Source organism: Dendrosporobacter quercicolus, from assembly GCF_900104455.1.
In the GTDB taxonomy this organism is placed as follows: domain Bacteria; phylum Bacillota; class Negativicutes; order DSM-1736; family Dendrosporobacteraceae; genus Dendrosporobacter; species Dendrosporobacter quercicolus.
Genome location: NZ_FNHB01000001.1, coordinates 674,098 through 689,092, shown reverse-complemented (window position 1 = coordinate 689,092; position 14,995 = coordinate 674,098). Strand labels below are relative to the sequence as shown.

Annotated in this window: 14 protein-coding genes; 12 read left to right on the top strand and 2 right to left on the bottom strand. The window is 46.3% G+C overall.

Annotated features, from left to right (window positions below; genetic code table 11):
- Position 1: 1 nt before the first annotated feature.
- The 6 genes from BLR06_RS03325 (at position 2) to trxA (ending at position 6,656) form a co-directional block, all read left to right on the top strand.
- Positions 2-823 (top strand): phosphatidate cytidylyltransferase, encoded by an 822-nt coding sequence (locus BLR06_RS03325; RefSeq protein WP_092068257.1) that lies wholly within the window; start codon positions 2-4, stop codon positions 821-823.
- A 112-nt stretch (positions 824-935) separates the two neighbouring features.
- A complete protein-coding gene (locus BLR06_RS03320) occupies positions 936-2,099 on the top strand; it encodes a 1-deoxy-D-xylulose-5-phosphate reductoisomerase (protein ID WP_092068255.1) in 1,164 nt (387 codons plus the stop codon).
- Positions 2,100-2,108: 9 nt separating this feature from the next.
- Positions 2,109-3,143: an RIP metalloprotease RseP gene (gene rseP / locus BLR06_RS03315; protein ID WP_092068253.1), complete on the top strand. Its 1,035-nt coding sequence runs from the start codon at positions 2,109-2,111 to the stop codon at positions 3,141-3,143.
- A gap of 132 nt (positions 3,144-3,275) precedes the next feature.
- On the top strand, positions 3,276-4,349 hold the full coding sequence (ispG, locus tag BLR06_RS03310) for a flavodoxin-dependent (E)-4-hydroxy-3-methylbut-2-enyl-diphosphate synthase (protein ID WP_092068251.1): 1,074 nt from the start codon (positions 3,276-3,278) through the stop codon (positions 4,347-4,349).
- Entirely contained in the window at positions 4,340-6,049 is a 1,710-nt protein-coding gene (locus tag BLR06_RS03305; protein WP_092068249.1) for a proline--tRNA ligase, read from the top strand. Before ispG ends, BLR06_RS03305 begins: the two co-directional genes overlap by 10 nt.
- A gap of 283 nt (positions 6,050-6,332) precedes the next feature.
- Complete coding sequence (trxA, locus tag BLR06_RS03300) at positions 6,333-6,656, top strand: thioredoxin (RefSeq protein WP_092068247.1); 324 nt, start codon at positions 6,333-6,335, stop codon at positions 6,654-6,656.
- 700 nt (positions 6,657-7,356) lie between these two features.
- Here the strand turns inward: trxA and BLR06_RS03290 are convergent.
- Positions 7,357-7,782: a VOC family protein gene (locus tag BLR06_RS03290; RefSeq protein WP_092068243.1), complete on the bottom strand. Its 426-nt coding sequence runs from the start codon at positions 7,780-7,782 to the stop codon at positions 7,357-7,359.
- Positions 7,783-8,090: 308 nt separating this feature from the next.
- Between BLR06_RS03290 and feoB the strand changes: the two genes are divergently transcribed.
- Both feoB and BLR06_RS03280 read left to right on the top strand, forming a co-directional pair.
- Positions 8,091-10,016 (top strand): ferrous iron transport protein B, encoded by a 1,926-nt coding sequence (gene feoB / locus BLR06_RS03285; RefSeq protein ID WP_092068241.1) that lies wholly within the window; start codon positions 8,091-8,093, stop codon positions 10,014-10,016.
- Between the two features lie 17 nt (positions 10,017-10,033).
- Positions 10,034-10,255, top strand: coding sequence for a FeoA family protein (locus tag BLR06_RS03280; protein WP_092068239.1), 222 nt, complete (start codon positions 10,034-10,036; stop codon positions 10,253-10,255).
- 88 nt (positions 10,256-10,343) lie between these two features.
- Here the strand turns inward: BLR06_RS03280 and BLR06_RS03275 are convergent, their stop codons facing one another.
- Positions 10,344-10,550: a DUF1858 domain-containing protein gene (locus BLR06_RS03275; protein ID WP_092068237.1), complete on the bottom strand. Its 207-nt coding sequence runs from the start codon at positions 10,548-10,550 to the stop codon at positions 10,344-10,346.
- Positions 10,551-11,047: 497 nt separating this feature from the next.
- On the opposite strand from BLR06_RS03275, the gene BLR06_RS03270 reads away from it, so the two are divergent.
- From BLR06_RS03270 to mraZ, 4 genes are all read left to right on the top strand, one after another.
- Positions 11,048-11,860, top strand: coding sequence for an AraC family transcriptional regulator (locus tag BLR06_RS03270; RefSeq protein WP_245697999.1), 813 nt, complete (start codon positions 11,048-11,050; stop codon positions 11,858-11,860).
- A 73-nt stretch (positions 11,861-11,933) separates the two neighbouring features.
- The gene (locus BLR06_RS03265; protein ID WP_092068233.1) at positions 11,934-12,845 is read left to right on the top strand and encodes a DMT family transporter; all 912 of its coding nucleotides are present in this window, start codon (positions 11,934-11,936) and stop codon (positions 12,843-12,845) included.
- 545 nt (positions 12,846-13,390) lie between these two features.
- Positions 13,391-14,404 carry an NADPH dehydrogenase NamA gene (gene namA / locus BLR06_RS03260; protein WP_092068231.1) on the top strand — a complete coding sequence of 338 codons (1,014 nt, stop codon included), beginning with the start codon at positions 13,391-13,393 and terminating at the stop codon, positions 14,402-14,404.
- 147 nt (positions 14,405-14,551) lie between these two features.
- The gene (gene mraZ, locus BLR06_RS03255) at positions 14,552-14,983 is read left to right on the top strand and encodes a division/cell wall cluster transcriptional repressor MraZ (RefSeq protein ID WP_092068229.1); all 432 of its coding nucleotides are present in this window, start codon (positions 14,552-14,554) and stop codon (positions 14,981-14,983) included.
- Positions 14,984-14,995: the final 12 nt, after the last annotated feature.

Here is a 14,995-nt window from a genome sequence, read left to right as displayed (position 1 = left end):
CATGTTAATCAAGCGGATCGTAACAGCGATCATCGGCGTTATCGCCGCAACCTATATCATCAATTACGGACAGTGGCTGTTTGCGTTGGCCGCCGGAGTAATTGCCCTGCTGGCCTGGCGTGAATTTTGTAAAATGTTTGCCGCCAAATCGCTGATTTTATGGGATAAGCTGGGTGTAATCGGGATTATCCTGCTGCTAGGCTGTTCCTGGGCCGGAAATTCCCAGGAAATCAATATGGTGGTATTGCTGTTGACGTTATTAACTATAGGCAAGACTGTGTTTGACTCGCATTACAACATTGTGCATGCTGCAATTACGTTGTTAGGTATCGTGTATATCGGATTAGCATTTTCCCATTTGATTTTATTACGGTTTACTGATCATATTGTTATTGCAAGTTCAATGCTGGGCAGTTTATCGGCCGGGACGGTCTTTATCTGGATTGCTTTTATCGGCACCTGGGCGAATGATACGGTTGCTTTCTTTGTGGGTTCAAATTTGGGCAAACATAAATTATGTCCTGCAATCAGTCCTGGTAAAACCATTGAGGGCGCAGTCGGCGGTGCGGCCGGCGGTATCATTGTTATAGCTCTGTTAGGAATTTTATTGAAATTTTCCCTGCTGCATAGTGTGATGATCGGTCTGTTGATCGGCCTGGCAGCTCCGCTGGGCGATCTGGCGGAATCCGCCATCAAGCGGTTTGCCGGAGTTAAGGATTCGGGCAATATACTGCCGGGGCATGGCGGCATACTGGACCGGTTTGACAGCATCATGTTTGTCGTTCCTGTTGTATATTACTATATGCAATTCTTCATCGTATAGCCTTGGGCGAAATTTCCGCCACGAGAGCAAATAGTTGTTAATTATACAAGTACTGTGGCAGTTCGGGTGGTTTGGATTGGACTGAGCGGTACTGGATAGCTGAGGAGTAATCATGCAGAATATAGCGATTTTAGGTAGTACAGGATCTGTCGGGACACAGACACTGGAGGTAATAGCCGCTAACCGTGACCGGTTTTCGGTTAGTGCATTGGCTGCCTATCATAATGACCGGCTGTTGGAGGAACAAATCAATCGATTTCAGCCCGACTTAGCCGTTCTGGTGGATAAAGCCGCGGCAACACGGCTAATCCGCCGTTACCGGGGGGCAACAAACATTTTAACCGGTGAAGAGGGCTTAATGGAAGCCGCAATTGTTCCCAAAGTGCAGACTGTTGTTACCTCGCTGGTGGGATTTGCCGGTTTGGCGCCAACGCTGGGCGCCATTCAGGCCGGTAAAAATATTGCGTTAGCCAATAAAGAAACCTTGGTGGCGGCCGGTGAGCTGGTAACTGCGGCAGCAAAGGCCCGGGGGGTTAAAATTCTGCCTGTGGACAGTGAGCATAGCGCCTTGTTTCAGTGCCTGCAGGGTGAACGCAGTGAAAGCGTTGAGCGTCTGATTTTGACAGCTTCGGGCGGCCCCTTCCGGGGGATGGGGCGGGAACAGTTAAAAGCGGTAACGGTGGCTGAATGTTTACGTCATCCCAATTGGTCAATGGGACAAAAAATAACGATTGATTCGGCTACGTTAGCGAATAAAGGACTGGAAGTAATTGAGGCCCGTTGGCTGTATAATATTGATTATGAGCATATTGATGTAGTCGTTCATCCCCAAAGCATCATCCATTCCATGGTGGAATTTCATGATGGGGCAGTAATGGCCCAGCTTGGCCTGCCGGATATGCGATTACCCATTCAATATGCGCTTACTTATCCGGAGCGGGTAAAGGCCGCCTTTCCTAAACTGAATTTTGCCCAACTGGCCGCCTTAAGCTTTGAAAACCCCGACATGATGACGTTTCCCGCGCTGAAATATGCTTATCAGGCGGGGAAAAACGGGGGGACGCTGCCCTGCGTTTTCAATGCCGCCAATGAGGTAGCCGTCCATGCTTTCTTAAAGGGCAATCTGCCGTTTTTAGCAATCAGTGAATTGGTCTATGAAGCAATCACAAAGCATAAGGTCATCGCCAGCCCAACGTTGACTGATTTAAATCACGCAGATGCCTGGGCCCGTCAATACATCGGCGAGATATTAAAAAGCGAAAAAATATTTAAATAGTCGGGAGGAATGTTATTGTCTACGTTGGTTGCAACCATTTTTGTTTTTGGCTTGTTGATATTTTTTCATGAGCTCGGTCATTTCGTAACCGCCAAGCTTGTCGGAATGAGGGTTGACGAATTTGCCATTGGCTTTGGGCCAAAATTGTTCAGCCGTAAGTATGGGGAGACGGTATATTCGTTAAGAATTATTCCTTTAGGCGGTTTTAATAGAATTGCGGGTATGGATCCTGATGAAGAACAGGATGAACGCTCTTTCAATGCTAAGCCAATTTGGGCGAGAATGCTGGTTATTGTCGCCGGATCGTCGATGAATCTGTTGCTGCCCATTATCCTGTTTTTTGGTGTGTTTGTCGGGGCAGGCATTGATACGCCGTCCAGCGCTCCGGTTATCGGCAGTATTTTTCCTGATAAACCGGCGGCTCAGTCGGGACTGCTGCCCGGCGACCGGATCATTTCCGTGAACCAAACCCCGATTGCATCCTGGCGGGATTTTGTTGAAGTCGTGCAAACGAGTGCCGGAAAAGAGCTTAGCATTCGTTATGAAACGCAGGGTACGACCAAAGTTGCCGCCATTACGCCGGAGTATGACGCCAAAGCCGATCGGGGGATCATTGGCGTTATGCCGCAAATACAGCATTATCAGCCCGGTATCCTCGAAGGACTGGGTCTGGCTGTCAAGCAAACCTATACGGTAACGGTCAGCATGATTACCGGTATCGTGCAGATGATCACCGGCAGAGTTGACGCGGAACTGGCAGGTCCAATCGGGGTGGCGCAGATGGCCGGCGAGGTAGCCCAGATGGGCATCGTTCCGCTATTGCAATTTGCGGCTTTTTTAAGCATTAATCTGGGGCTGATTAATTTACTGCCGGTACCGGTTCTGGATGGAGGTCATTTGGTTACCCTGGCGGTGGAGGGAATTCGCGGCAGATCGCTCAGCCGGAACAAAATGCAGTTTATCCAGATGGTGGGTTTTGCCCTGTTAATGCTGCTGCTTATCTTTACTACCTTTAAGGACATAACCAGGCTGAAGTTTTTCTAGTAAGTTCGTCGAAGCAACGAGTAATGAAGCCGCTGTGCAGTTAACGAATTTTATAGCGTGCTGCAGGCATAAAAATACAATGGCAGACCTGAAGTTTATCAAATCAGGTGGTTTGAATGCGGGGAATCAGTAATGAAGCGTAAAAAGACATGCCCAGTTTATATCGGGAAGGTAGAGATTGGCGGTAATGCCCCTGTTTCGGTGCAATCGATGACAAATACCAAAACCGATAATGTCCAGGCAACCGTTTCGCAAATCAGCCGTCTGGAAGCAGCCGGCTGTGATATTGTAAGACTGGCTGTGCCGGATATGGCGGCAGCCAGAGCCTTTGGTCAGATCAAAGCGCAGGTGAAACTACCGCTTGTCGCCGATATTCATTTTGATTACCGCCTGGCAATTGCCGCTATGGAAAGCGGCGCGGATGCCCTGCGGATCAATCCGGGCAATATTCCGCATCAGGAACATGTTGAAATTATGGTAAAAGCGGCCAAAAAGCTCCGGATTCCGATTAGAATCGGAGTCAATGCCGGGTCGCTGGATAAAGCTTTGCTGGCCCAATATGGCCATCCTACGCCTGAAGCGATGGTGCAAAGTGCTTTGCAGCATATTGCCATTTTGGAAAAGCTGGGATTTTATGATATTAAAATATCGCTTAAGGCCCACGATGTGCCACTGACGATACGCGCTTATCAATTGATGGCGGAGACAGTAGATTATCCTTTGCATTTAGGAATCACTGAAGCGGGGACAATTAAGTCGGGGGTTATCAAGTCGGCGGTCGGCATCGGCTCCCTGCTGGCCCAGGGAATCGGCGATACCATCAGGGTATCGCTTACCGGTGATCCGGTGGAGGAAGTTCGGGTAGCCAATGAAATACTCAAATCGCTGGGACTGCGGGAATATGGCCCCACGCTGGTATCGTGTCCAACCTGCGGCCGCTGCAGCATTGATTTGGCGGCCATTGCCCACCAGGTCGAAGAACGTCTGGCAACTGTCAAAAAACCTATTACCGTGGCGGTTATGGGCTGTGTGGTCAATGGTCCGGGCGAAGCCCGTGAGGCGGATATCGGCATTGCCGGGGGCAAACAGGAAGGCTTGGTATTCCGGCGAGGCGAAATTATCCGCAAGATACCGGAAGATCAACTGGTCCAAGCTTTATTTGCAGAAATTGATAAGCTTATTGAGGAGGAAAACAGATGCGGTTGACACAATTGTATGCACCTACATTAAGAGAAACGCCGGCTGAAGCTGAGATTATCAGCCACCAGCTGATGCTGCGGGCCGGGCTGATCAGAAAAGCAGCCGGCGGAATATATTCGTACTTGCCGCTTGCCTGGCGGGTGCTGAGGAAAATCGAGGCCATTATCCGGGAGGAGATGGATAAAAAAGGCGGGCAAGAGCTGCTGATGCCGATTATGCAGCCGGCCGAATTGTGGCTGGAAACCGGCCGCTGGAGTGTTTATGGCGACGAAATGTTCCGGTTAAAGGACAGGCATAACCGCGATTTCTGCCTGGGACCCACCCATGAGGAAATGATTACCACTTTAGTTAAAGCCGATGTTCGTTCTTATCGTCAGCTGCCCCTGCGGCTGTATCAAATACAAAACAAGTACCGGGATGAAATCAGGCCGCGGTTTGGCCTGATGCGCGGCCGGGAGTTTATCATGAAGGATTTGTACTCGTTTGACCGGGATGAAGACGGCCTGGAAATAAGCTATCAGCAGATGTACGATGCTTATACAAAAATTTTCACCCGTTGCGGACTTAAGTTCCGGGCGGTGGAGGCGGATGCCGGAGCCATTGGCGGCAGTGGGACGCATGAATTTATGGTTGTGGCCGAATCGGGCGAAGCAGCAATTGTTTATTGTCATTCCTGCGAGTATGCCGCGAATGTGGAAAAAGCCGAATTAAACGCCATTACAGCCCAAGAAGAACAATTATTGCCATTAACGATCGAGGATACCCCGGCAGTCAAGAGAATTCGTGCTGTGGCTGAGTTTTTAGGCGTTTCCCCAGATAGGACAATCAAGGCTTTGGCTTATCAGACCGATAAGGGGCCGGTATTGGCTTTAGTACGGGGCGACCATGAGGTAAATGAAATTAAACTGCAGAATCAAGCAGGCTGCCTCACCTTGGCGCTGGCGGATGAAAAAGCGATTGGGGAAGCTTTTGCCAGCTTACCGGGTTTTATCGGCCCTATTGGTTTGGCAGAAGATATTACCGTCATTGCAGACCTGACGGTCATGCAGATGGTTAATGCTGTCTGTGGAGCCAATCAGCCCGACCGGCACTGGGTGAATGTTAATCCCGGCCGTGATTTTGGCGCCGCCGTTACTGCCGCCGATATCAGGCTGATTCAGGAAGACGATCCCTGCCCCCGTTGTGGTGCTGCATTGCGCGTGACCAGAGGCATTGAGGTTGGCCAGGTATTTAAGCTGTATAACAAATACAGTACCGTCCTGAAAGCGACCTATCTTGATGAGAATGGCAAGGATAAGCCAATGCAAATGGGATGCTACGGTATTGGGGTAAGCCGTACGATGGCTGCGGCGATTGAGCAGAATCATGATGAGCAGGGCATTATCTGGCCTGTGGCAATTGCGCCCTATGCAGCCGTAGTTGTTCCAATTAGCAGTAAGGATCAGGAGCAGATGGCCTTGGCGGAAAAAATCTATACAGAGCTTAATCTGCAGAACATCGAAACTGTTTTAGATGACCGGAATGAACGGCCCGGAGTTAAATTTAAGGATGCCGACCTGATCGGCTATCCATTGAAAATTACGGTTGGACCTAAAACCATTGCCGACCGGTTAGTTGAAGTCAAAGTCAGACGAACCGGACAAGTGCATCACTATCCGCTTGACGGCTATTTAAACAATATTGCTGCACTCCTTTCAAACCTTTAATCTGGCGGATTTAACCTGCCGGGTAGCCGCAGGATCAGTGGGATAGCGCCCGGTGCTGCGGTTAAACCGGGTCAGCAGGGATAAATTTTGCAAGAGGCGAATATACTGTATTATGGCCAAGTAAATGAAAGCACTAAGAAATGGTTGACTGTGGAAGTTATTGACAATATAATAAAATTAGTACTAGTACTGCGCCAATCTTGAAACCGCAAGATAATGGCGAGACGAATTCAACAGTGCCGATACTTGTATTATGCAAGCTCAAAAAAAGGGGGAGTATTAGATGGCAAGTGTGCTTAATATTACCGAAGATACTTTTAAGGAAGAGGTTGTTGATATCAAGACGCCGGTATTGGTGGATTTCTGGGCTCCATGGTGTGGCTATTGCACCAAATTGTCGCCGGTTTTCGATGAATTGGCAACTGAGTTAGCGGATAAGGTAAAGTTGGTAAAAGTCAATGTCGATGAAAATCGTAAACTGACTGAGCAGCAGGGCGTCATGAGCTTACCAACAGTAATACTGTACATTGATGGAGAGCCAGCCGAAAAAGTTGTTGGGTTTTTACCAAAGGCGGCTTTATTGGCAAAAATTACACCACATCTATAATAAAGAGGCTGTCTCATTTTAGCTGACCCCCAATAAAGAAATATCGAGGAACATTCAGCTTGGGCAGTCGGCAAGCGGAATGCGACAACAAAAGACGGACTATCGGCGTAAGCTGATAGTCCGCTTTTGCGTTGAGCGGGGGGAGGGCGAAGCTGTGACATGCTCAACGGGGGTTTCCAAAGGGGCACCCGTTGGCACACGACTTTGCGAAGCAAAGTGCGCCGTGTGGCAGAGGTTCCCATGCAAAAACAGGGGAACCTTGCGGTTCAGTGGGGTTTTGGCTTTTGTCAAGGGGCTTTCGCGGCATATGCTCCGTTCCGGTCGCTATTCCACGTTCCCATTAACAACGCCTACCGCCCGTGGAGCCTGTTTTTCTTTTTGTTCCCCATTTTCCATTTTCGGCAAGACCATAATACGGCCAAAATCCAGTCAGTCAAGGGTTTAAGAGTGGAGCTTTTGCGTCTGCAAAATACTACTCGGCCTTTGACTAACCGGATAGGCGTAGCGGCCTGATTTTTGAGCGATCTATTAAACAAATTGGCATTTGTTAAGCTTCACATAATGCTTATACTATTCGCTTATAATGAAAATTGGCGAGGGGTTTAATCGTATTGATTATGTTGTAGTAACAATATAGGTAAGACATCCATCAAACCCGTATTACAGAATATCGTAAATTTTCTCTCAATTTCGTAATTTTCTATAACAACGCAAAATGGGTACTCTCGATAATTGATTTCATTTGACATAAGCAAAAAGGGTGTCCGGCGGGGTCAAGCATAACTCTCCAATTATTAGAAAATTGCTCATCTGCGATTGTTGCTCCACAATGGGTTGCATATTGCACTGCTTTTTCTAAATCATTAACGGCGAAGTCTATATGTGCCATTTGCTGTTGAGCTTCAGGCTCTTCCGGCCACACAGGCGGTTTATACTCAGGATTCCGTTGAAACAATATACAAGGATATGTTCCCTGATTGGTTCCTGGAGCGTATACACATGCCCATTCTTCATCGATAAACATTATTTCCCATTTGAGCAACGCCGCATAAAATTTTGCTAATTCATGCGGGTTTTTGCAATCTACCGTAAATGAGTACATTTTGATTTTCAATTCATCATCCATAACGTTAATACCTCCTAATATAAATAATCTACACTACAACTTCCAATTTGCCAAGCTTGTTATCAAATTTATGTTACTCGTGATTTTCGTTTCTTGCAAAAACGGCCTAGCCCAAAATTGACTTGCCGTGTGCTGTACAAATACTTCTTTATTGGGGGCGTACCTTAGAGGCAGCTTTTTTTCTAAATAGACAAGGAGACAAGGCGTGGCTGTAAGCCGCTTTTTTCTGTTTGCCAATACATATTATCAACCTGGCGTGAATAGAAAGTAAAATATGATATTCTTTACTAAGCGCGGGGGGATTAGCGATGGCGGCTGTCGTTCTTGTCGGCAATCCCAATGTGGGGAAAAGCGTAATTTTTAACTATTTAACAGGAACATATGCGACAGTATCCAATTATCCGGGGACTACCGTCGACATTTTGCGGGGACGGGCCAGAATTTATGGCAAGACCTATGAAGTTATCGACACACCAGGCATGTACTCCCTTATCCCGATTACGGAAGAGGAAACAGTAACCCGCTCTGTGCTGACGTCAATCAAAGCGGGGGTAGTTGTTCATGTTATTGATGCGAAAAACATCCGCCGGATGCTGCCCGTGACATTGCAACTCTTAGAAGCCGGTTTGCCGGTAATACTGGATTTAAATATCATTGATGAAGCCAAACGCGCCGGAGTTACGATCAACAGCCGGCTGTTGGCCGAAATACTTGGCATACCGGTTGTCGCAACAGCGGCGGTCAGAAAGCAGGGGCTGGAGAATCTCAAAATGAGCATCAGCGGCTACCGCGATGAAAAACCGCCAGTGATGAATTACTCTGATTGTATCGAAGAAAGTATCGAATACATTGGCGGTAAACTGACGTTAACTTATGGTCTGGCAGTAAGAGCCGTCGCATTATTGCTGTTGTCCGGTGATAAAATCGTACATAAACAAGCGGTTAACGAACCCGCTTACCCTGCTATTGCCAAAAAGATTGCCTGGCTGCAGCAGCACCATCAGGTGGCACTGAATTACATAATCACCAGCCAACGGCAGGCAATGGCTGATCGCATTCTGCAATGCGTTATGGGGTCAGGTAAAGCCAAAGGGCCAAGCCTGGCCCGGTTGGAGCGTTATGCCCGCGAACCGCTGACCGGCATTCCGATCTTGTGCCTAGTATTGTATTTTGGTTTATATCAAATGGTCGGCAAGTTTGGCGCCGGATTTCTTGTTGATTTTATTGACAAAGAGATTTTCACAGCGTTTGTTACGCCGGTTGTTGAGTCCTACAGCGCGCAATATCTTGCCTGGGACTGGCTGCAGTCGCTGATTGTCGGCGAATACGGCGTTTTTACTCTGGGCCTTCGCTATGCAATTGTCATTATTCTGCCGATTGTGGGAACGTTTTTTCTGGTGTTTGCCTTGTTGGAGGACAGTGGTTATCTGCCCCGCCTGGCGATGCTGGTTGACGGCCTGTTCAAACTATTCGGCTTAAACGGCCGGGCCGTTATACCGCTGACACTGGGCACTGGCTGCGGGACAATGGCAATTATGGTTACCAGAACCCTCGAGACCAGGCGAGAACGGCTTCTGGCCACTTTTTTACTGGCGTTAACCATTCCCTGCTCCGCTCAGCTAGGCGTAATTTTGTCGCTGCTGGCGCATAACAGCCGGGCGCTAATGATCTGGGCCGGTTATATTGGTCTGATGTTTATTGTGGTTGGCTGGCTGAGCGCCAGGCTGCTGCCTGGTGAGCGCAGCAGTTTCTATATGGAATTGCCGCCGCTGAGAATGCCGGTTATGACGAATATTGTAAAAAAGGCCGGGAATCGAATATTTTGGTATTTTATTGAGATTCTGCCGGTATTTATCATCACCAGCCTTGTTATGTGGCTGCTGGCGTATTGCGGAGCGCTGCGGCTGATCATTGCGGTGATGGAGCCGCTCATGGTGGATTTAGGGCTTCCCTGGCAGGTTGCCCCGGCTTTTATTCAAGGGTTTTTCCGCCGGGATTACGGCGCCGCCGGCTTGTATGATTTAGTCAAGCAGGGGCTTTTATCAGACGGCCAGCTGTTGGTGGCAGCCATTACACTTACCCTGTTTGTACCCTGTGTAGCGCAATTGTCGGTAATGATCAAGGAAAGAGGTCTGCAGGCAACCTTATGGATGGTGGCATTGATTGTTGCTGCAGCTTTGGGTTCAGGGTGGCTGGTCAATTTTGTTTTGCTTAATTACGCTATTCCTATATAGCAAAGAGGTGGCCTGAAATGTTAATATCGGTAGCCGCATGTAAGCAGGGAGAAAAGCTCATAATAGCAACAGTGAAAACCTCTAATGATACGATTTTGCACAAAATGGCAGTGTTTGGCATTCTGCCGGGTGCGGAATGCCGGATATTGCAGACCAGGCCGGCCTTTGTGCTTCAGGTCGGGCATACGCTGCTGGCTGTTGACCGTATAATCGCCGGTACAATCTATGGGTATAAATGAAAAGTAATAAAAACCAAGGCTGCGCTGGAGCGATTTTGTTGCAATCGCTTCAGCGCAGCCTTGGTTTTTTACGGTAATTGCTGCAATTTTAGTGGCTTTCACTACTGACGGCTTTGTTTAAATCGGCAACAATGGCATGAATATCTATCCCATGGGCCGAAGCGCCTTGTTCCAGATTTTCAAACCGGGCGGCTGAGCAGCCCAAGCAGCCCATGCCGAATTTACGAAAAACCTCAATTGTCTGAGGATATTTTTCGACAATCTGAATAATGCTCATATCCTTCGTTATTGTCATTTGCGCTATCCCTCCTGATTATAATAATACTTAAAAATATTATAGCATAGTAATCATAATTTTATAAATAAAATCTAAGAGGATATTTTTCCTGCAATGTAGAACAAACGCTGGTTATGTAGGCAGGTAAAATATGGTATAATGATCTCGGTATCACTGAGAAGCCAGTTAAGCAGGCTGATTGGCACTGTAAAGATGAAAAATGTCGTCCGAAAATCATACAAATAGTTCGACAAACCAGAGGTGATATTGACACCACCGATTTTAACCACTGTTTCGTCGGCATGCCACTCATCGGAGCGGTCCAGCAAGGGCAAAAGCTGAAGCTGTAATCGTCGAAAAGCGGCGCGAGCTGGTGCACAAGTTGCTGACCGTGTGTGAGTAAACTTGATATTGAAGGCGGTGAAGTTGTGCTTGCCCAAAAAGGGCTTTGGCAATATTGTGGCAGAAGCAACTTTTAAAATGGCATTTGCGTATGGAAGGAATGTGTTTGGATTTTGAATACATCAGATAAGGATTATAGGAGTAGTAGTGAACAAAACAGATATATGGAATTTGGCAGAAGCATTATTGAAGGCGTGGAGATCAAGCGATGTAGAAACAACCCCCATGCATATAAGTCTCATGTTCATAATGAACTTTCTATAGGGTATATTGTGGAAGGATCTACTAATTTAACCTTGCATGACAGGATTATCTTTTATGGATCAGGTGATGGTGTCATTATACCACCGCTGCTGACTCACAGATGTGTACCGAACGATATCAACCACTGGGCATATGTTATGTTATTTGTTGATCCCGGTTACTATGGCGATTTAGTAAGTTTTAATCAAGCAAAAAAATTAACAGGTAATCAAGTCCGGAAATTAATTGGCTTTATTGAACAACTAGTAACAGAAAAGACTCCAGACACAGTGGAAAATATAGTTATTGAATTATTGTTAGAGTTTGGAGAAAAAGATATTTCGGAAACTACTGTTACAAATACAAGAGATATCGCCAAAACAATTCATGAATATATATTAAATCACGCGAATGAAGTAATAACATTGAATAAACTCCAGCAGATAACCGGATTAAACAAATTCTCTATAATAAGGAATTTCAAAAAATTATATGTAACAACACCTGCTGCATACCATTTACAATATCGAGTAGCTGAAGCAAAAAGGTTATTAAGTAAAGGCGTAGACGTATTTGACATTTGTGAGGAATTAAGATTTTATGACCAAGCCCATTTGATTCGGGAATTTAAAAAAATGTATGGTATTACGCCAGTAACATATATAAAGCAAGTAAAAGAATAGTGTCAATTCTATACAATACAGCTCCTTATTCTATTGCTAAGCTTGACTTAGCAATAGAATAAGGAGTTTGTATATGAATAGAATTAAATTAGTGCTTGTTATGATTATTTGGGGTAGTTTGGGTGTATTTACAAGATCCATTCCGTTGTCCGCTTTAAGCTTAGCTTTTCTGAGGGCATTAATTGCATTGCCGGTTCTTTTTGTTGTAATGAAAATGAAAAAAGCAGATAAGGTGAATTTGTCGCTTTTAAAGCCCTATCTTATTTCAGGTGTATTGCTTGGTTTTGGCTGGTTAACCTTATTCTATGGATTTAAGCATACCAGTATTTCATCTGCTGTTATGATCTACAACATGTGCCCGGTTTATGTAATGATATTTGCGCCTCTGGTATTGAAAGAGACTATCTCAAAGATTCAAATTTCAGTAATTATCGTTTCAATTCTGGGTCTATTTTTGATTGTAGGCCATAACTTACTTGAAGGTTACGGGTACAGGGGACTGGCACTCAGTGCTGTTTCAGGGATGCTTTATGCAACCATTATTCTTATTAACCGCAGCATTACAGTCAGGGTGGATAATCAAACTGCTACATTTGTGCAAATATTTACAGCGATGATAGTTTTACTGCCATTTGTATTAATTGATGGAAATATTTTAAAGGTTGCAGACTTGGATGCTATGGCAGTTATTTATACCATTCTATTGGGTATATTACATACAAGTGTGGCCTATACCATGTTTTTTTCCCTCTATGCACATATGAAATCTGTTGAAATCGTGTCCTACAGTTACTTAGAACCGTTATTTGGCATTTTATTTAGTGTGATCTTTGTCGGAGAGACGTTAACAATCCTGCAAATTATTGGCGGGCTTTTTATATTGGGTTCAACATACATTGGAGAAATGCTTAAGGATAAAATATCTAAAGAAAAAGATCCTACTCAAATGGTAAGAACTGTTGTTTACAGAAGCAGTGAAAAGTAACATAAGCACAAAAGGACACAGACTGTGCGAAAAATCTCTTCATACCTGTGCAAGCAACTCGTTTAATCGTAAGCGTCCAATAAGTGAGTGGCTAGCTCTAAATTGAGATTGGGAGTTTTTAGAGTAAGGCGAACTCCGATGGAGGTTTAGCGTTGGATGCCTGAACCTTTTAAGGTATGAGATGTGATAATAACTCCATCCCTTATGGCAATCAGTAATCATAGTTTTATAAACAAATTTAAAAGATAAGCTTTTCTTTCGTGTGGAACAGGCCTGCGGTATCCTGTCACTTTAACCGGCATTCGTATGAACAGTTACTGAGTCTGCTAAAATATGGTATAATAAAAGTATTATCAATAGGCAAGTGCAGTATTATCCTTAACCCTGCGTATGCCGGGGCGGGGCAGTTTCCGTAAAGCTTTGCTGTTGCGGCATATGCCCGGCAGGTTTTATCCTCCGCCACGTTTTATGGAAAATGCTTTCGCCACTATACGTACGGTTTTAAGGTGACGCTGTATTGGTTAAACAGTAAAGGGGGAACAGAGATGCTTTTTGATTCTTTTTCTATTGATCATTTGACCTTGCGCAACCGGGTTGTTATGTCGCCGATGTGCATGTACTCAGCAGAACAGGATGGCCTGGCAACAGACTGGCATTTGGTTCATTATGCGACGCGGGCAACCGGGCAGGTGGGGCTGATTATTATTGAAGCCACCGGGATTGAGGACCGGGGAAGAATTACGGCCAACGATCTGGGTTTATGGAATGATGTGCAGGGCGAGAGCCTGAAAAAACTGGTTAATGCTATCCACAGCCAGGGAGCGGCGGCGGCCATTCAGTTAAATCATGCCGGGCGGAAAAGCGAGGTTCCCTATTTAGAACCTGTTGCTCCTTCAGCCGTACCGTTTAGTGACCAGCACCGCAGGCCGCAGAGCTTAACGAAGGACGGCATTAGCCAAGTAATTGAAAATTTTGCCGCCGCCGCCCGCAGGGCCGTGGCAGCCGGGTTTGACGCGATTGAAATTCATGCTGCCCACGGCTATTTATTAAATCAGTTTATGTCGCCGTTGGTCAATCGGCGTGAGGATGAATATGGCGGTAAGCCGGCAAACCGTGTGCGGTTGTTAGGAGAGGTGCTGACTGCCGTAAAAGCAGTGGTTCCGTCTGAACTGCCGGTGTGGGTACGGGTGTCGGCGGAAGAATACGAACCAGGGGGGAATGATGCGGAGGCTGTCGCTGCAATGCTCAATGAAATCAAAGGCAAAGGGCTGGCTGCGGTGCATGTCAGTTCCGGCGGCGTCACTCCTATTCCGGTAAGGGCTTACCCCGGCTATCAGATTGGCTTTGCGCAAACGATTAAAGACAGGACCGGCTTACCGGTCATTGGCGGGGGTGTGATTACGGAACCGCAGCAGGCCGAGCAGGTGCTAAAAGCCGGCATTGATCTTGTGTTTCTCGGCCGGGAGCTATTGCGTAATCCCTATTGGCCGCTGCAGGCCGCCAGTGTCTTAAAGGAGACAATAGAGTGGCCGGTTCCTTATGAACGGGCCAGAGTTTAATTTGGCCACTGAACTGCTAATTGTCAAAATCTAAAACAAAAAATCCTTCACATTGAAGGATTTTTTTGTTTTGTCCAGAAGATACTATTAAAGTGGTGTAAAGTGGTGTAAAGTGGTAAATGAAATGAACTTGGTGGTGCAATGGTCATGTTGATGGGAGAATATCTGCATACTATTGATAATAAAGGCCGGATCATATTGCCTGCCAAGTTGCGTGAGGAGCTTGGCGAGCAGTTTATTTTGACCAAAGGCTTGGATAACTGCCTGTTTGTATACAGTAAAGCAGAATGGGCAATTCTAGAGAATAAACTAAAGCAGCTGCCGTTGGGCAAGCCGGAAGCCCGGGCTTTTGTACGGTTCTTCTTTGCCGGAGCGGCGGAATTGGACTGTGATAAACAAGGGCGGGTTCTGCTGCCGGTGAACTTAAGGGAATATGCCAAATTGGATAAAGAGGTTGCGGTGATTGGTGTTTCCAACCGGGTGGAAATCTGGAGCAGGGAATGCTGGGATAAATATAATGAAGAAATCAGCCCGACGGTGGCGCAGATGGCTGAAGATCTCGCTTGTTTAGGAATATAACGGCCAATGAGG